The following is a 17450-nucleotide window of genomic DNA, read 5'->3' as shown; positions in this document are numbered from 1 at the left end:
GGCACTGTGACATTGACACAAAATCTGTAGACTCCCGTCACCTCATTGGCTATACCACGGTCGTTATCCGTCGGGGGGGCATCCTGTCACATACCCGACCGATGACCATCACCACTTCTTTGGCTTTCAGGGACTCGATATGCTGAACCTTCTCAAGCGGCACTGGATGCTGGCAGCGCTGATATCGGCAGCCGTTCTCATGGTGCTTTTTGCCGCGGTCATTCCCCGCAAACCGTCGGCAGGCATTGACCATGCCCGTTATCCGGCAATAGAGAAATTTGGCGGCATTGCCGAGCGCCATGACACCGTGGATGTGCCTGACCCCGAAAAGCATTACCAGGTCATCTTTGATGTGGTCAGTGGCAGCGATGACCCAAGGGCCATCAATCCCGGGCTGATGCGCGTGGCACGTGCCGTCAATGTCTTTGCCGAGGCCGGCGTTCCGCTGGAACATCTGGACTTTGTGGCCATCATTCACGGGGATGCGACCCGCAGTGTTGTCACCTCAAGCGTCTATGACGAGTGGTTCAGCGTCGATAACCCCAATGAGCCACTGGTACATGCCCTGACAGAAGCCGGCGTCAAGGTACGCGTGTGCGGCCAGGTCCTCAATCACTGGAAGATTGCGGATTCCGAGGTCAACAACGAAATCGGGATCACGCCCTCGGCACTGAGCACACTGGCGATCTACGGCAACAAGGGTTACGCCTACGAGCGACTGTAACCGTATCGAGTACCGGCACCCAAAAAGCGGGGCGGCATCTTTATGCCGCCCCGTTCATGTCTGTACTGGCGTCTGCTCGAAATGCCGGGAGTGATACACCCGGCCAACGGGCATTCAGGCCACCGCCGGTCGAATATCACGAAACTCGGCATAGAGGTCGGGATACTCCTGCTGCAGGCGCGCCAACTGCGTACGGGCCTGAAGCGGCAGGGTATCACGCAGTTCGACGTACTCTTTTTCATCCATGCCGGCATCGAGCAGCGGAAACAGATGTTCACGCTCCATGCGCAGCACATGGCGATGCGCATCCAGATACGCCTTTAGACGCTCACCGAAAAGCGTCATGGGCATGATGGCGTCCATGAGGATGTTGTCGAGATCGTCTTCCAGATGTCTCAGACGCTGCCTGAGCTCACGATATTCACCGGCCAGCTCGCAGACCTCCTGACCGGAATGCGCACCGCGCTCGGTCAGACGATTCCCGCAAAGCGTTTCCAGCGGCACGATGTAGTCGTTCATATAGTCCATGATGTAATCACAGGCTTCACGCATGAGGCGAAAGCTGGGGCGCTCTCCGGTCACAAGATAACGATGCTGCAGCGAAAGCACATGAAGCAGTCGAGCCATGTGCGCATGATCCTGGCGAAGCTGAGTCAACTTGAGCATGGCGGCGTCTCCGGCAAATTTGACGAGCTACCAGTCTTGTGTCTTTTGACCTCACCTGCCACTTACTTTGGTCGCATGCAGGGTTCATTAAATTTAATACCCGCCACAGCCTGAACAGGCGCATCAAGGGTCGTTGCGGCCATGTTCCTGCCATGACGGGCATGAAACAACGTGTCTGCCCTGCTCATCCTTTCTCATGATGATTCGGAACTGCGTCGATGCGTCGCAGCCCGGTCCAGTCCTTCCAGCCACTCAAGCTTTTCGGCGATGCGCTTTTCAAGCCCCCGATCGACGGGTTGATAGTAACGGGTTCCCACCAGCGCATCGGGAAAATAGGTTTCACCGGCGGCGTAGGCATGCACTTCATCGTGGGCATAGCGATAGTCGTGCCCATGACCCAGTGACTTCATCAAGGACGTGGGGGCATTGCGCAGGTGTACCGGCACATCGTGCCCGGGGGTCGCGGCCACATGCGCACGCGCCTGATTGTAGGCCACGTAGGCGGCATTGCTCTTGGGGGCACTGGCGAGATAGAGGATGGCCTGGGCGACCGCAAGCTCGCCTTCGGGGCTACCCAGACGCTCCTGAACCTCCCAGCCATCGAGTGCCAGACGCAGGGCACGAGGGTCTGCGTTGCCGACCTCTTCGCTGGCCATGCGCACCACGCGACGAGCGATATAGAGCGGGTCAGCCCCGCCATCAAGCATGCGACAGTACCAGTAGAGCGCGGCATCCGGGGCGCTGCCGCGAACCGACTTGTGCAGCGCTGAAATCTGGTCATAAAAGAGATCCCCGCCGCGATCGAGTCGCCGTGTGCTCTCGCCCAGCACCTCTTCGATTACCGCCTGTGACAGCGTCGGCGCCGCGCCATCACGGCCGGCCTCGGCCATGTCGGCGGCAATTTCCAGCAGATTGAGCACTCGACGTGCGTCACCGTCAGCTGCCTGCGCCAGAAGATCACGCACGCTGTCTGGTGCCTCGATACCAGACTCGCCAAGCCCTGCCGGCTCGATCAGTGCCCGGTCGATCACCTGACGCAGTTCTTCAACGCTCAACGGTTTGAGCACATGCACGCGCGCCCGCGACAACAGGGCATTGTTGAGTTCAAAGGAAGGATTTTCAGTGGTGGCGCCGACAAAGGTGAACACCCCCTCTTCGACCCAGGGCAGGAAAGCGTCCTGCTGCGCCTTGTTGAATCGGTGCACCTCATCGACAAACAAGAGCGTGCGCTGACCACTCTGGCCACGCTGCTGCGCTTCAAAGGCCGCTGCACGGATTTCCTTCACGCCCGCCGAGACGGCCGAAAGCGTGGCGAAATGCGAGCGGGTATAGCCGGCGATCAGACGTGCCAGCGTGGTCTTGCCGACGCCGGGCGGGCCCCAGAGGATCATGGAGTAGAGTTGATCACGCGCCAGCGCCCGCGTCAGTGGGCGATCCGGGCCCAACAGGTGTGACTGCCCGATATAGTCTTCAAGCCGGGCAGGACGCAGACGCGCCGCCAGCGGTTGCCCGGGCGGCGCGTCACGATCAAACAGGTCACTCATGAGGAAGGCACCCTTGTGCGGAGTATGCCTCCATCATGGCAGATTACGCGGTATCCATCAGTTACCTTCGCGCATCACATCCGCCCCGTCGGGGATCTTGAACTGAAAGTGCGAGGCACTGATGTCAGGATTGACCTCGATATTGCGAAACGAGATTTCCGTGCTCTGGCCGGTCCCGTCGGTCAGATCGATCCCGGAAAGGCGCTCGTTGTTGAACACCAGCTCCAGGGATTGAAACAGGGAATCGTTGGAGCGCGGCGACAGCGCGAAAAACTCGGTGGTCCCCTGCTGACGGCGCGACACGTTGTAGTTCTCGGTCAGCTCACTGGCCTGACCGGAGAGCAACAGCGCCGGCGTATGGGTCACACGCTGATCGAGCGGGCGAATGCTGACCTGCTCGAGATCAGGATCATAGAGGTAGATCTTCTGCCCGTCGGATACCACGGTCTGGCGATAGGGATCGGAAACTTCCCAGTTAAAGCGACCGGGGCGCGACAGCCACATGTGGCCGCTGGCATTTTGCAGGCTGCCACCGCCACTGGCGACCTGCTGGTTGAAATCGGCAGAGTAGGTTTTAAGCGGCTCAAGCAGCGACGTCAGTCGCTCGGCATCCTCGGACGCTGCCTGCGCCGGCAGGGCCATGCAGGCCGCCATGAAAGTAGCGCCTGCCAGCCCCAGTGTACGAGCAAGGCCCTTGCGGCCATGAGTCATCAGTGTCATCAAAACATCCTGTCCTTTTAGGCAGAGAGCGTGCCGTGGTATTCCTTTGACCTGCCACCGAGTGACAGGTTCTCTGCTTATCCCTGCTGAAACTTAAGACTTGTCGAGGTATATCAAGACGTTGCCTTGCGCTCAGGTCAGTGTGCCGGCGGCGACGCCAGCACCTCTCTTGCACCATTGCTGCCCATGGAGGAGACCACACCGGCCATTTCCATCGCCTCGACCAGTCGTGCGGCGCGATTGTAGCCAATCTTGAAGCGACGCTGGACCGAGGAGATCGATGCCCGACGTGACTCGGTCACATAGGCCACGGCCTCGTCGTAAAGCGCATCCTGCTCCGGGTCATCGCTGCCTTCGCCTTCGGCTTCAAGCCCTGCCAGCGCATCGGCAGACACCCCACCAGAGAGAATCTCATCGATGTACTCGGGTTCACCGCGACGCTTCCAGTCATCGACCACGCGATGCACCTCGTCATCGTCGACAAAAGCGCCATGCACACGCATGGGGATGCCGGCGCCGGCCGGGAGATACAGCATGTCGCCGTGCCCGAGAAGATGCTCGGCGCCGCCCTGATCCAGAATCGTGCGCGAATCGATCCGCGACGACACCTGAAAGGCCATACGCGTGGGAATGTTGGCCTTGATTAGACCGGTCACCACATCCACGGATGGACGCTGCGTTGCCAGAATCAGGTGAATGCCGGCCGCACGCGCTTTCTGAGCAATACGGGCAATCAGCTCTTCAACCTTTTTGCCCACGATCATGAACATGTCGGCGAACTCGTCGATCACCACCACGATATAGGGCAGCTTTTCGAGTACCGGAGGCTGTTCATGCATCTCCCAGGGCTGCGGTTCCCACATCGGATCGGCAATCTGAGCGCCGGCCTGCGAGGCCTCATCAATACGCGCATTGAAGCCGGCCAGGTTACGCACCCCCATGGCCGCCATCAGCTTGTAACGACGTTCCATTTCGGCCACGCACCAGCGCAGGGCATTGGCGGCCTCTTTCATGTCGGTGACCACCGGCGCCAGCAGATGCGGGATGCCGTCATAGACCGACAGCTCCAGCATCTTGGGATCCACCATGATCATGCGCACTTCATCAGGCGTAGCCTTCAAAAGCATCGAGATCAGCATGGCGTTGACGCCGACCGATTTGCCCGAGCCGGTGGTACCGGCCACCAGCAGGTGCGGCATCTTGTTGAGATTGGCCACCACCGGATTGCCACCGATGTCCTGACCCAACGCGACCGTCACCGGCGAGCGGGCATCCTGGTAGACATCGGAGTCAAAGACCTCTCTTAGCCGGATCATGGCCCGATTGGGGTTAGGGATCTCGATGCCCACCGTCGGACGACCCGGGATGATCTCGACCACACGGACGCTTTTGACCATCAGCGAGCGCGCCAGATCCTTGGCCAGGTTGCTGATCTTGGAGACTTTTACACCGGGCGCCGGCTTGATCTCGAAACGCGTGATGACAGGCCCCGGCCAGGTGTCGACCACCTCGGCCTTGACGCCATATTCCCGCAGGCGCACCTCCAGAAGCTCTGCCATGTCCTGAAGCTGCTCGGGCGTATAGGTCGGCTCATGAGATGACGGTGGCGTCAGAAGCGACAGGGACGGCAATTTACCCAACGGTTCACCGTCGGACTCGTGCGCAGGCCGCTGAGTCTGCATCTGCTGTACGGTCCAGAGGGTGGGACTGCTGTTGTCTCCCGGGTCGGCCTCGGGTTCAGGGCGCGGCGCGGGTGTTTCAGTGGCGGCCGGGGCATGATCAGGATGCGCCGGCGGCGGTGTAACGGCCTTCTCCTCGTCTGGATGCGACCGCGATGCCGGCACCGGGGTCTCTTGCGCGGGCTGTGGCGAGGCAGTTTGTGCAGGACGTTCCGGCATGGGCGGCGTCGGTACGACAGTGTCCCGAATATCGTCTTCTTCCTCGAAGGTCAGCGCTGAAGCCGGCGGCGCGCTTACCAGCGGCTCAGCTTCATCACGTGCGCTCAACGGCGTCGAGAACTCGGGTTCATCGTCTTCCCAGCTCAGTACCGGTCGATCATCGTCCTGCATGTCATCAACCAAAGACATGTCATCGACCAGAGGCATGTCACGCTCATGGGAAGGCGCCATCGCCTCCAGCGTCACATCACTTGAATCGGGCTCAACGAAGGCCGTCGGTGCCGAGGCAGGTACCCGGTGCTCAGAAGGGGTATCGGTTGGCGGCGTCTGGCGTTGATGTTGTGTCGACTCGGAACGCTCAAATGCCGACACGGGCGACGCATCGAGGCTGTCCTCGTCATCTTCAGCCAGCCGTGGCTCGGGAATGACCTCAGGAATCCGACGACGGGTTACATCGCTTGCAGCGGTCTCGTCAGTCCGGGAGGTTTCCATCGGCTGTTGAGGCGGCTGTACCGGTGCCGGACGCTCGTCCAGACGCGTATCGAGGACCTCGTCCCCTTCCGGAGTGCCGGAAACGGGGTCCCTGTCCGCTGGGGCGTGCACCGAAGGCTCATCAGCGGAAGGCGCCCGGTAAGAAGCCACGTCATCATCAGGAAGCGTTTGCGTGGACACTGTCTCGGCAGACACTATTTCGGCAGACGCTGCTGCAGATGCTGCAGCCACCTCGGCACCGCCATGGGATTCACGACGCTCGAGACCTGCCGCCTGCCGCGCAGATACCGTTGGTCTATCGGTATCGCGAACGCCACGAGCACGCTCTGTCTCGGTCGTGGAAAGCATCGGCTCAGCGGGGGCACGATCATCCTGGCGCGTATCACGCGCCGGAGACGGGGCCTCGTAGGGTTGCTCCCAGGGAATATCATCATCGCCTGTGCGCATGCCGGAAACGGGCTCACGCGCTTCGTCAGCATCACTTTCGTGCCGATGGCGCGCTGAGTCTACCGGCTCGTCGTCATCCTCAAGAAACGCTTCGTCGTCATGAACTTCACGGCGGCGTCCGGGCACCAGACGCGCCAGCAGGCTGCTGCGCTCGCGACGGGGACGGGCGTCCTCGGCATCCGCACGCAGGCCGCTATCGGCGTCATCATCGTCGTCATGACCAAAATCGAATTCATCTTCCGACTGAGCGGCAAGATAGGCCTCACGGCGCTCCTGCGCCATTTCGCGGCGACGCTCCTGAAGCCTTGAGCCGGCGCTGCCAATGCTTGCCCCTGCCATGCCCACACGACGGGCACACCAGCGCACACCGCGCCAGATGCCGTTGCCCACCTCGTCAATGATGGAAAACCAGGACATGCCGGTGAGCAGTGGCATACCGCAAAGAAAGGCTGCCAGCGACAGCAGCGTGGTGCCGTGCTTGCCTACCAGCGAGGCAAGAGCCGCTGAAACACCCTCTCCCACAATGCCGCCCGAACCATAGGGCAGGTCATTGCTGGCATCGTGAAAATGCAGCGCCCCGACATTACAGGTGGCCACCATGACCAGCAGCAGACCGCCGCCGCGTACGGCCAGTGCCATGGGGTCCCAGACCACATGGGCCTCTTTGGCACGCATCAATCGCCATGCGCCCAGCCCCAGCATACCGGGGGCCCAGAGCGCGCTGGCACCGAACAGGGAATAGAGAACATCGGAAAGCCACGCGCCAACAGGTCCCATCCAGTTGGTGACCTCCTGATCCGGGCCGCTATGCGACCAGCTGGGATCTGCCGGCATATAGCTGAAAAGGGCCAACAGCAGGAAGGCACAAAGCGCCAGCATGACGATGGCGACCCCTTCCTTGGCGGCACCCTGAAGCCTGGCACTGAAATGGCGGGCGTTATCCCGGGCTTTGGTCACACGCTGTCGAGAGCGCTGCATGGTAGCGCTTTTACGCGTTGTACGCGGGCTGGCGCCGCTTTTACTGCGACGGGCCTGTGACTGCGACTGCGATTGTCTGGTCTTGCTGGCGCTCAACGGCCATCCCCCCTGCACTCATGCGAGTGTTATGGCTGTACTCTGATGAAGCATTCGAAGGCCTGATAAAGGCATATTGGCAGGGTAATGACATCGGGTCACACCCTGCCAGAGGCAGGTATCATACCTGGAGATGATGGTACGGCACAGACCCGGCAATTGCAGCCGGGAAATTGTGGAAATATCAGGCCGGCAGATGAAAGACCTGTACAACCTCGCTGAGCTTGCGTGCCTGCTCATCCAGATGCCCTGATGCCGCGGCCGACTGTTCGACCAGTGCCGCGTTGTGCTGCGTTGTCTCATCCAGCGATGCCAGTGCGCTACTGACCTGCTCGATACCTTCGAGCTGCTCTTCGCTGGCGCGACTGATCTCGGTCACGATGACGCTCAGACTTTCCATTCGCGTGGTGATTTCCTCGATCTGAGCACCACTTTGCTGCATGTGGGCATTGCCGGTAGTGACTTCCTCGATGGTATGTCGAATCAGGTGACCAATATCGGCAGACGCTTCGCTGCATCGAATCGCCAGTCGGCGCACCTCGTCGGCCACCACGGTGAAGCCACGGCCATGTGCACCGGCACGCGCAGCCTCGACCGAGGCGTTGAGCGCCAGCAGGTTGGTCTGAAAAGCAATGCCGTCAATGGTGGCGATGATATCGGACATCTTCGAGGCGGTGGCATCAAGGTCTTTCAACGTGGTCATGGCCCGCCCCAGACGCTGCTGCCCTTCTCGTGCAGAGGCCACCACTTCTCCTGCCATGGTATCGCCCTGACGAGCACGCTCGGTATTTTGACGCACGGTGGCGGTGAGCTCTTCGATACTGGCCGCGGTTTGCTCAAGGCTTGCGGCCTGGCTTTCGGTACGACGAGACAGGTCCATGTTGCCACTGGCAATTTCACTCGAGGCGTGACCGATGCTTTCCACGGACTGGCGCACGCGACTGACAATATCTCGCAGGCCATCACCGATGCCGTTCATGGCCCCTACCAGTGAGCCGATTTCATCCTTGCGCTGGCTGTTCAGGCGCTGCCTGAGATCACCATTGGCCAGATGCCCGGCCATTCCCTGCACGCGAGCCAGAGGGCTGCTCAGGCTGCGACGCATCATGAAGTAAACGCCCAGCGCCGCGGCCAGGGCCAGACCAAGGGCAATCAGCAAAAACCGGTTACGTGCCGCAGCAATCCGGTCATCGATGTCGTCATTAATGGCCGTGGCGGTCACGACCCAGTCCCAGTCCGGATACTGCATGAAATAGGTGGTACGACGGGCATGCTCGGTATTGGCCAGCTGATATTCAAAAAGTCCTTTCTGGCCCTGAAAGATCGGCGCAAAGGCAGGCGTGCCTTCGACATCCGAGACGTCGCGCAGCGACGTTCCCTCATTCTCGCCCCCTGCCAGCACGTTGCCTGTGTCGGCATCCACGATCATGAAATAGCCGTTTTCACCGATGGTGAGTGAGCGAACACGTGACTCGAAATTTTTCAGATCTGCCGTAATATCGACCCCGATAAAGCTTGCGCCGATCACGCGACCCTGGGCGTCATGAATGGGCTCGTAGCGGGTGATATAGGGCGTGCCAAAGAGTGTGGCCAGTCCCGAGTAGGCGCGATCTTCCATCAGGGCGCGATAACTTGCCCCACTTCGATCCAGCAGAGTGCCCACGGCTCGTGCGCCCTGGTCATTTTTCAGTGATGTATTCACGCGCACAAAGTCATCGCCGGTACGGGCAAAAATGGTGACCGGCGTTCCAGTGCGGCGGGTAAAGTCATCCACACGCTGGGTATCCATGTTGAGCGCACCGCGCTGGTCCATTAAAAGCGGCGTCTGACGAGCATTGATCTCCATGGTACGGTCGGCATCCAGTACAAACGGCGGCGCCAGTCCGTCGGTCTGAAACAGCTTTAAAAAGCGTGCACTCTGCTGTTGTAGACTTTCATCAAAAAGCGTGACCGAATCGGTGAACTGCTGCGTTTGCTGTTGCATGCTGTTCGTTGCCTGCTCGCGAAGCGCCCGGGCACTCGAGGACGACAGCCCCCAGCTCAGGGCAACAAACGATGCGATGGCCACCAGACCGATAATCAGCGCCAGGCGCGACCCGATACTCATGCGCCGAAAAAAGTTTCCCATGGGAGATATCCAGTAATGTGTCATGTCTTTTCGGCGGCCAGGACCTGGCAAACCTTTCCGATACTCAATGTCGGCCACCACAGACAAAACTTAAGAGGTCTTTAATGCTCTACCGGGCCTTCAAAAACGAAGTGTCATGCTGTCCGAGGTCGGGAGCCCATCATGATTGACTGGCTCGCCCCATGGCCCGTTGGCTTCCCGCCTCTGGAGTGCGCGCTGGAAACGCCCAACGGCCTGCTGGCCGCCGGAGGAGATCTCACGCCGGAATGGCTTCTGGCGGCTTATAGTCGCGGGATTTTTCCGTGGTTCAATGAGGATGACCCCATCCTCTGGTGGTCACCCGACCCAAGAATGGTGCTGTTTCCTGAGGCGCTTCGCGTGCGTCGCAGTCTGGCCAAAAGGCTTCGCAACTCGGGCATGACGGTAACGTTTAATCAGGCCTTCGAGGCCGTGATCAAGCAGTGCGCCGTGCAGCGACAGGCACAGGAAGGGACGTGGATTTCATCCGACATCATCGAGGCTTACGTAGCCATGCATGAGCTGGGGCATGGGCATAGCGTTGAAGTATGGGAAGGTGACATGCTGGTGGGGGGGCTTTACGGCATCCTGCTGGGACGCGTATTTTTTGGTGAATCCATGTTTTCCATTCGCCCTGACAGCTCCAAGATTGCGCTGGTTCGACTGGTCGAGTGGCTGTCCGGGCATCACGACCTGGCGTTAATAGACTGTCAGATGCACACATCGCATCTGGCCAGCCTGGGCGCCTGTGATATCTCGCGCGATCAGTTCAATACCCTGCTCGGGCGCCATATACCGGCTGACTTTCAAGAAGCCTCGATATCGCGCCGATAATCCTTATCAGATCATTCATGTCGCAAGCCCCGAACCACCCTTTTGGATGTTGCGCCCGTTGAACAATTCAAGCATGCATTCACCTCTTCAGGATTTACGGTTTTTCCTGACAAAGCCACATGACTGCAGTTATCTGGGGGCCCATGAGGCCACCACGCTGTTCATGGACCCGCATACGCCCGTGGACCATGAGATGTACAGTGCTCTAACGCTGATGGGCTTTAGACGCAGTGGTACACACCTCTATCGGCCGCACTGCCAGGAGTGCAATGCCTGTGTCTCCGTGCGTGTGCCGGTCAGGGATTTTGCCCCGGACCGTTCTCTCAAGCGCACCGAGCGCAACAATCAGGACCTGACCGTCATCGAACGGCCGGCCGTGTTCAATGAAGAGCACTATGCGCTTTACGAGCGCTATATCCGGGCACGCCACAGCGATGGCGAGATGTATCCTCCTGCCATCGAGCAGTACCGTGCCTTTTTAAGCACCGCGCATGATTTTTCACGGCTCGTCGAGTTTCGTCTCGAGGGGCGTCTTCTGGCCGTGGCCGCAGTGGATTTTCTGACCCACGGGCTATCCGCCATCTACACCTTTTTTGAACCCGACGATGCCTTTCGATCGAGATCGCTGGGGAGCTGGGCCGTGATCTGGCAGATCCGTCGAGCACAGGCGCTGGGGCTCAATCACGTTTATCTCGGCTACTGGATCCACAAGAGTCAGAAAATGGATTACAAGCAGCGCTTCAAACCGCTGGAGTATCTGCAGGGACATCGCTGGCGCCGAGGCATTCCGGTGACCCAGATGCAGCATTAACGTGTCGGGAACGTCGAGCGGCTTTGCGCTTCAGGCAGGTATCAGGCAAAATATCGCACGTTCAGTCCGCCATCATTCGCCTTGTCTGATCATTGGGTCAGCAAGACTGCCCTGATGGCGTGCTCATATTACGATTATCGGGGACTACATCATATGGCAAGAGAAGATCATATTGAAATGGAAGGCGTGATTGTCGATACGCTTCCCAACACCATGTTTCGCGTCGAGCTTGAAAATGGCCACGTCGTGACCGCGCATATTTCCGGCAAGATGCGCAAGAACTACATCCGCATCCTGACCGGCGACAAGGTCAAGGTAGAGCTGACGCCTTACGACCTGTCCAAGGGCCGCATCGTTTATCGCTCCCGCTAAGGACGCCATGCGTCCTTATTTTGTTTTGCACACCCCCTCCTGATGTGTCTCAGCACTTCATGACGCCCTGGCTGTTTCAGGCCGACTGACAGTCTGTTATCCGATGGATAGCGTCTGACCCGCCATCCGTTTCGCGCCTGAAAAAAAACGCCCCGTCCGAAGACAGGGCGTCAGTAACGACTGGCATGGCGTGCCGATCAGGCGACCTGTTCGGCAGCCACTGACAGCTGAATCTCTCCATCCTCCAGCGTGACATGTACCGTGCCGCCATGGTCGGCCAGATCGCCGAACAGAATCATCTCGGCCAGAGGCTTTTTGAGCTTCTCCTGAATCAGACGTGCCATGGGGCGCGCACCCATCTGCGGATCATAGCCATGCTCTGCGAGCCAGCCACGAGCATCCTCGTCAACGTCAAGCTGCACACGCTTCTCGTCCAGCTGCGCCTGCAGTTCCACCAGGAACTTGTCGACGACACTGCGCACGATCTCCAGATCCAGATGACGGAACTGAATGATGCTGTCCAGTCGATTACGGAACTCGGGCGTGAACGTACGACGGATGGTTTCCATGGCGTCAGTGGTATGGTCCTGAGTCTGGAAGCCGATGGAGCGACGCGAAGCCAGCTCTGCCCCGGCATTGGACGTCATGACCAGAATCACGTTACGGAAATCCGCTTCGCGACCGTTGTTATCGGTCAGCTTGCCGTGATCCATCACCTGCAGCAGCAGGTTGAAGACATCCGGATGCGCCTTTTCAATCTCATCAAGCAGCAGCACGCAGTGCGGGTTCTTGGTAACCGCTTCGGTCAGAAGACCGCCCTGGTCATAGCCGACATAGCCCGGAGGCGCACCGATCAGTCGCGATACGGTGTGACGCTCCATGTATTCGGACATGTCAAAGCGGACCAGCTCGATACCCATGATCTGGGCCAGCTGTCGGGCCACCTCGGTCTTGCCCACCCCGGTCGGGCCGGCAAACAGGAAGTTGCCCACCGGCTTGTCGGGTGAGCCGAGCCCTGCACGCGACAGCTTGATGGCCGAGGACAGGCTGTCGATGGCCTCGTCCTGCCCAAAGACCAGCATCTTGAGATTGCGATCCAGATCGGCCAGCAGCTTGCGGTCCGAACTGGAGACACTCTTGGGCGGAATGCGGGCGATGGAGGCCACAATCGACTCGATCTGCTCGACATCAATCTGCGAAAGACGAGCCTCGACCGGCAACAGACGCTGATGCGCACCAGCCTCATCAATGACATCGATTGCCTTGTCGGGCAGATAGCGGTCATTGATGTAGCGTGAGGCCAGGCGCACGGCAGCTTCCATGGCGGCATCGGTATACTTGAGCTGATGATGCTCCTCAAAGCGACCACGCAGCCCTTTCAGAATACGAATGGCATCCTCGACGGTCGGTTCCAGTACATCCACTTTCTGGAAGCGGCGTGCCAGCGCACGGTCCTTCTCAAAAATGCCGCGGAATTCCTGGAAGGTCGTCGACCCGATACAGCGCAGCTCACCCGAAGAGAGCATGGGCTTGAGCAGGTTGGAGGCATCCATGACGCCACCGGATGCGGCACCGGCACCAATGATGGTATGGATCTCGTCGATGAACAGAATCGAGTTGGGCTCTTTCTTGAGCTCGGAGAGAAGACCCTTCAAGCGTTTTTCGAAATCGCCCCGATATTTGGTCCCTGCCAGCAGAGCGCCCATATCAAGTGAATACACCACGGCATCCTTGATAACGTCCGGGACGTCTTCTTCCACGATGCGCTTGGCAAGCCCTTCTGCGATAGCGGTCTTGCCGACACCGGCCTCGCCCACCAGCAAGGGGTTGTTCTTGCGGCGACGCGCCAGAATCTGAACCACGCGTTCAAGCTCATGGTCACGACCGACCAATGGATCGATGCGACCGATACGCGCCTGCTCGTTCAGGTTGGTGGCATAGCCGGTCAGCGGATGCGAGCTTGAATCACCGGAGGCCTCTTCGCCATCTTCGGACTCTGCACCGCTGTTGTGCTGACCCTGCTGCTGATTATGTCCGGCCACCTTCGCAATGCCGTGGGCGATGTAGTTGACCGCATCAACACGCGCCACGTTCTGCTGCTTGAGAAAATAGACCGCCTGACTTTCCTGCTCGGAGAAGATGGCCACCAGCACATTGGCGCCGGTCACTTCCGACTTGCCGGAAGACTGAACGTGGAAGACCGCGCGCTGAAGCACACGCTGAAAGCCCAGTGTTGGCTGGGTTTCGCGATCATCCTGATCCTCGGGAATCAGCGGGGTAGTCGTATTGATAAAATCCTGCAGATCGGTACGAAGCTTGTCGAGGTTTGCCCCGCAGGCGCGCAACACGTCCGCCGCCGAGGCATTATCCAGCAATGCCAGCAGAAGATGCTCCACAGTCATGAACTCATGGCGCTTTGAACGCGCCACGGTAAATGCGGTGTTCAGGGTCAATTCAAGTTCTTTGCTCAACATGGCAGTCCCCTCTTGGCCGCTGCAGACAGCTCAGTCTGCCCGGTCGATATCGCACAGCAGTGGATGCTGGCATTCTCGAGCGTATTGATTGACCTGCTGGCTCCTTGTTTCCGCAATATCACGGGTATAGATGCCACAGGTCGCCTTACCCTGAGTATGTACGGCCAGCATGATCTGTACCGCCTTCTCGTGATCCATGGCAAAAAAGGTTTGAAGTACTTCGACGACAAACTCCATGGGCGTGTAGTCGTCATTGTGAAGCACCACCTTATAAAGTGGCGGTTCTTCAAGCTTTGGGTCGCCCGTCTGCTCGGCCACATCGCCCTGCTCCTGGTGATCAGGATTGGAATCGGGAGGTGTCATGCCAGCATGAGTAACCGTATTACGAAAAACGTAGTGAAGTGCTTCACTATCTATCTTGAACATATGTGCCCGGATCGATGAAAACAAGCGGAAAGATGATTGAATGCACTCATCGAGCTAACAGTTTGAGCGCTAACAAGCCTCAGTGTTCCCCTTTAAGATGGTGCTGCCCTGCCGACGATGCAAGCGTGCGGCCATAAAAACAGTATCTCATGCCATGACGGTGACACGAGAGTCGAGCGTCATCCATCATGTCATGCATAACGGTCATCGCGCTTGATCACAGCCATGCATGACACTGGACATCCTGTCGCAGGACCTCTCAGGCCGACATGCTGCGCACGACAGCGTCAGCAAAGGCTGAGGTACTCAACAGTGTGGCCTCTGACATGACCTGATGGAAATCACCGGTCACCTCACCGCGCTGGATCGTGGCTTCCATGGCGCTGACGATCAGTGCAGCAGCCTCATCCCAGCCGAGATAGCGCAGCATCATTTCCGCCGAGAGTATTAAAGAGCCCGGGTTGGCACTGTCATGGCCGGCCAGTTTCGGCGCGGTACCATGAGTGGCCTCAAACATGGCCACGGCGTCGCCTCGATTGGCGCCGGGCGCAATGCCGATGCCACCCACCTGTGCCGCCAGCGCATCGGACAAAAAGTCGCCGTTGAGATTGAGCGTGGCGATGACATCGAACTGCTCGGGGTGAATCAGAACTTCCTGCAGCATGGCATCGGCAATGACATCCTTGATGATGATGGTACTGCCGTCACGCGGGTTTTCCATGGAAAGCCAGGGCCCGCCCTCCAGCGGCTGCGCACCAAATTCATCACGGGCCACCTCATAACCCCATTGCTTGAAGGCCCCTTCGGTGAATTTCATGATATTCCCCTTGTGTACCAGGGTCACCGACTCTCGGCCGTTATCAATGGCGTAATGAAGCGCCTTGCGTACCAGCCGCTTGCTGCCCTCTTCCGAGACCGGTTTGATGCCGATACCGCACTGCTCGGTAAACCGAATATTGTTGACCTGCATCTCTTCGCGCAGAAACCGGATCAGCTTCTGGTTTTCCGGTGTCCCTGCCTGCCATTCTATGCCGGCATAAATGTCTTCTGCGTTTTCCCTGAAAATGACCATGTCGACATTCTGGGGCTGACGCACCGGGCTGGGCACGCCCTTGAACCAGCGCACCGGGCGCTCACAGACATAAAGATCCAGCGTCTGGCGAAGTGTCACGTTCAGTGAGCGCATGCCACCTCCTACCGGCGTGGCCAGCGGCCCCTTGATAGAGACCACGTAATCCCTGACGGCCTCGAGGGTCTCCTGCGGCAGCCAGGTATCCTCACCGTAGACACGCGTTGCCTTTTCACCGGCATACACTTCCATCCACTGAATTTCGCGACGACCGCCGTAGGCACGGGCGACGGCGGCATCGACTACTTTCTGCATGGCAGGTGTAATATCGGCACCGATACCGTCACCTTCAATAAACGGGATAATCGGATGGTCCGGCACCGACAACGTGACATCGTCGTTGACCGTAATCATTTGGCCACTGTCGGGAATGCTGATATTGCCGCTGGACATGGAGATACTCCGACGTAATGAGGACAAAAGATTCTGTCCTGAAATGAGGGGTCTAATGTAGCATCAAGGACCTGTCACTGCGTAGAGGTTGTCGACAATCAAGTCGTGCTTATGAGTTTACTTTATCTCTTTCACAAGCCCTTTCAGGTGCTTACCCAGTTCACGGACTCTCAGGGTCGTGACACGCTGGCCCAATGGCTCGACATCCCGAATATCTACCCGGCCGGCCGGCTGGATTATGATAGTGAAGGACTGCTGCTGCTGACCGATGACGGCATGCTGGCCCACCGGATTACGCATCCCGATCACAAGCAGCCCAAGACCTATCTTGTGCTTGTAGAAGGTCAGCCTGATGACAATGCCCTGACGGCGCTGTCAAAGGGAGTGACCTTAAAGGACGGGCTGACACGACCGGCCAGGGTCCGGCGAGTGCCCTCACCGCAGGTTCCTGACCGAATGCCTCCGGTACGCAAGCGCGCAAACATTGTTGACACATGGCTCGAGATATCGATCACCGAAGGGCGCAATCGCCAGGTGCGTCGGATGACCGCTCATGTGGGCCACCCCACCCTGCGACTGATTCGAACCGCCATCGGTCCATGGACGCTGGGCTCGCTGTTGCCCGGCGAATGGCGACAGGAAACCATTCATATGCCGCGTGCGCCCCAATCGAAAAATACTCACCCGCCACGCGAAAGGCCGCGCAGGAAACCACGATGACCCGATTTCTACCTCACGTGACGGTTGCCGCCGTTGTGGTCGACCGTGACCGCTTTTTGCTGGTCGAGGAGCGCGACCGGCTGGCCATCGGCGCTGCACCAACGGTATTCAACCAGCCGGCCGGCCACCTGGAAGACGATGAATCCCTGATCGACGCTGTACACCGCGAGACACTTGAAGAGAGCGGCTGGGAAATTACGCTGGAAGGCTATCTGGGCCTTTATATCAATACGGCGCCCAACGGCGTGGTCTATCACAGCCATACCTTTGTGGCGCGCCCGACGCGACGTATCAGCCAGTCACTTGACGAAGGAATTATTCAGGCTGACTGGTATGGTTTGACGCAGATCGAGGGCCTTGAGCGCGACGGGCGACTCAGAAGCCCACTGGTGGCCAGGCGTATTCACGATGCCCTGGCAGCACGCCCCTATCCGCTGACCCTGATCCGCGATCTTGACCACCCTTCCTGATTACCCTGAGACAACGTCATGAGTCTCCGACATTGCTGCAGTGTCCGGATCATTGGTTCCCGCCTGTCAAGGCAGGGGGCGGCTGGCGTATAATATCGGCCAAATGATTT

The 17450-nt window shown here is 58.8% G+C and carries 14 protein-coding genes; 6 read left to right on the top strand and 8 right to left on the bottom strand.

Features of this window, described 5'->3' with window-relative positions; all coding sequences use genetic code 11:
* Positions 1-139 precede the first annotated feature (139 nt).
* Positions 140-724 carry a DsrE family protein gene (locus ACUN8C_RS05110; RefSeq protein ID WP_445621212.1) on the top strand — a complete coding sequence of 195 codons (585 nt, stop codon included), beginning with the start codon at positions 140-142 and terminating at the stop codon, positions 722-724.
* Positions 725-838: 114 nt separating this feature from the next.
* Here the strand turns inward: ACUN8C_RS05110 and ACUN8C_RS05105 are convergent, their stop codons facing one another.
* The 5 genes from ACUN8C_RS05105 to ACUN8C_RS05085 form a co-directional block, all read right to left on the bottom strand.
* A complete protein-coding gene (locus ACUN8C_RS05105) occupies positions 839-1390 on the bottom strand; it encodes a hemerythrin domain-containing protein (RefSeq protein ID WP_445621211.1) in 552 nt (183 codons plus the stop codon).
* Between the two features lie 194 nt (positions 1391-1584).
* Positions 1585-2934: a replication-associated recombination protein A gene (locus ACUN8C_RS05100; RefSeq protein WP_445621210.1), complete on the bottom strand. Its 1350-nt coding sequence runs from the start codon at positions 2932-2934 to the stop codon at positions 1585-1587.
* 57 nt (positions 2935-2991) lie between these two features.
* Positions 2992-3654: an outer membrane lipoprotein chaperone LolA gene (lolA, locus tag ACUN8C_RS05095; RefSeq protein WP_445621209.1), complete on the bottom strand. Its 663-nt coding sequence runs from the start codon at positions 3652-3654 to the stop codon at positions 2992-2994.
* A 137-nt stretch (positions 3655-3791) separates the two neighbouring features.
* Complete coding sequence (locus ACUN8C_RS05090) at positions 3792-7469, bottom strand: DNA translocase FtsK 4TM domain-containing protein (RefSeq protein WP_445621208.1); 3678 nt, start codon at positions 7467-7469, stop codon at positions 3792-3794.
* A 280-nt stretch (positions 7470-7749) separates the two neighbouring features.
* On the bottom strand, positions 7750-9693 hold the full coding sequence (locus ACUN8C_RS05085; protein ID WP_445621207.1) for a methyl-accepting chemotaxis protein: 1944 nt from the start codon (positions 9691-9693) through the stop codon (positions 7750-7752).
* A 162-nt stretch (positions 9694-9855) separates the two neighbouring features.
* Between ACUN8C_RS05085 and aat the strand changes: the two genes are divergently transcribed.
* From aat to infA, 3 genes are all read left to right on the top strand, one after another.
* Entirely contained in the window at positions 9856-10545 is a 690-nt protein-coding gene (gene aat, locus ACUN8C_RS05080) for a leucyl/phenylalanyl-tRNA--protein transferase (RefSeq protein WP_445621206.1), read from the top strand.
* A gap of 73 nt (positions 10546-10618) precedes the next feature.
* On the top strand, positions 10619-11356 hold the full coding sequence (locus tag ACUN8C_RS05075) for an arginyltransferase (RefSeq protein ID WP_445621205.1): 738 nt from the start codon (positions 10619-10621) through the stop codon (positions 11354-11356).
* Between the two features lie 153 nt (positions 11357-11509).
* Positions 11510-11728: a translation initiation factor IF-1 gene (infA, locus tag ACUN8C_RS05070; RefSeq protein WP_007111068.1), complete on the top strand. Its 219-nt coding sequence runs from the start codon at positions 11510-11512 to the stop codon at positions 11726-11728.
* Positions 11729-11925: 197 nt separating this feature from the next.
* Here the strand turns inward: infA and clpA are convergent, their stop codons facing one another.
* From clpA to icd, 3 genes are all read right to left on the bottom strand, one after another.
* Positions 11926-14202, bottom strand: a complete 2277-nt coding sequence (gene clpA, locus ACUN8C_RS05065) for an ATP-dependent Clp protease ATP-binding subunit ClpA (protein ID WP_108843307.1) — start codon at positions 14200-14202, stop codon at positions 11926-11928.
* Positions 14203-14232: 30 nt separating this feature from the next.
* Positions 14233-14565, bottom strand: a complete 333-nt coding sequence (clpS, locus tag ACUN8C_RS05060) for an ATP-dependent Clp protease adapter ClpS (protein ID WP_445621204.1) — start codon at positions 14563-14565, stop codon at positions 14233-14235.
* A 322-nt stretch (positions 14566-14887) separates the two neighbouring features.
* A complete protein-coding gene (gene icd, locus ACUN8C_RS05055; protein WP_445621203.1) occupies positions 14888-16150 on the bottom strand; it encodes an NADP-dependent isocitrate dehydrogenase in 1263 nt (420 codons plus the stop codon).
* 111 nt (positions 16151-16261) lie between these two features.
* Here icd and ACUN8C_RS05050 point away from each other — a divergent pair, with 111 nt between their 5' ends.
* Together ACUN8C_RS05050 and ACUN8C_RS05045 are read left to right on the top strand one after the other, a co-directional pair.
* Positions 16262-16870, top strand: coding sequence for a pseudouridine synthase (locus ACUN8C_RS05050; protein ID WP_445621202.1), 609 nt, complete (start codon positions 16262-16264; stop codon positions 16868-16870).
* The gene (locus ACUN8C_RS05045; RefSeq protein ID WP_445621201.1) at positions 16867-17340 is read left to right on the top strand and encodes an NUDIX domain-containing protein; all 474 of its coding nucleotides are present in this window, start codon (positions 16867-16869) and stop codon (positions 17338-17340) included. The genes ACUN8C_RS05050 and ACUN8C_RS05045 overlap by 4 nt, the downstream gene beginning before the upstream one ends.
* Positions 17341-17450 lie beyond the last annotated feature (110 nt).

The sequence above is a fragment of the Kushneria sp. Sum13 genome (assembly GCF_052692355.1).
This window is presented reverse-complemented; position numbering and strand designations above follow the sequence as displayed.

Excerpts from the sequence above, each read along its gene's own strand:
- ACUN8C_RS05110 (WP_445621212.1), top strand. The coding sequence starts at position 140 with ATGCTGAACCTTCTCAAGCGGCACTGGATGCTGGCAGCGCTGATATCG.
- ACUN8C_RS05105 (WP_445621211.1), bottom strand. The coding sequence starts at position 1,390 with ATGCTCAAGTTGACTCAGCTTCGCCAGGATCATGCGCACATGGCTCGA.
- ACUN8C_RS05100 (WP_445621210.1), bottom strand. The coding sequence starts at position 2,934 with ATGAGTGACCTGTTTGATCGTGACGCGCCGCCCGGGCAACCGCTGGCG.
- lolA (WP_445621209.1), bottom strand. The coding sequence starts at position 3,654 with ATGACACTGATGACTCATGGCCGCAAGGGCCTTGCTCGTACACTGGGG.
- ACUN8C_RS05090 (WP_445621208.1), bottom strand. The coding sequence starts at position 7,469 with ATGCAGCGCTCTCGACAGCGTGTGACCAAAGCCCGGGATAACGCCCGC.
- ACUN8C_RS05085 (WP_445621207.1), bottom strand. The coding sequence starts at position 9,693 with ATGGGAAACTTTTTTCGGCGCATGAGTATCGGGTCGCGCCTGGCGCTG.
- aat (WP_445621206.1), top strand. The coding sequence starts at position 9,856 with ATGATTGACTGGCTCGCCCCATGGCCCGTTGGCTTCCCGCCTCTGGAG.
- ACUN8C_RS05075 (WP_445621205.1), top strand. The coding sequence starts at position 10,619 with ATGCATTCACCTCTTCAGGATTTACGGTTTTTCCTGACAAAGCCACAT.
- infA (WP_007111068.1), top strand. The coding sequence starts at position 11,510 with ATGGCAAGAGAAGATCATATTGAAATGGAAGGCGTGATTGTCGATACG.
- clpA (WP_108843307.1), bottom strand. The coding sequence starts at position 14,202 with ATGTTGAGCAAAGAACTTGAATTGACCCTGAACACCGCATTTACCGTG.
- clpS (WP_445621204.1), bottom strand. The coding sequence starts at position 14,565 with ATGACACCTCCCGATTCCAATCCTGATCACCAGGAGCAGGGCGATGTG.
- icd (WP_445621203.1), bottom strand. The coding sequence starts at position 16,150 with ATGTCCAGCGGCAATATCAGCATTCCCGACAGTGGCCAAATGATTACG.
- ACUN8C_RS05050 (WP_445621202.1), top strand. The coding sequence starts at position 16,262 with ATGAGTTTACTTTATCTCTTTCACAAGCCCTTTCAGGTGCTTACCCAG.
- ACUN8C_RS05045 (WP_445621201.1), top strand. The coding sequence starts at position 16,867 with ATGACCCGATTTCTACCTCACGTGACGGTTGCCGCCGTTGTGGTCGAC.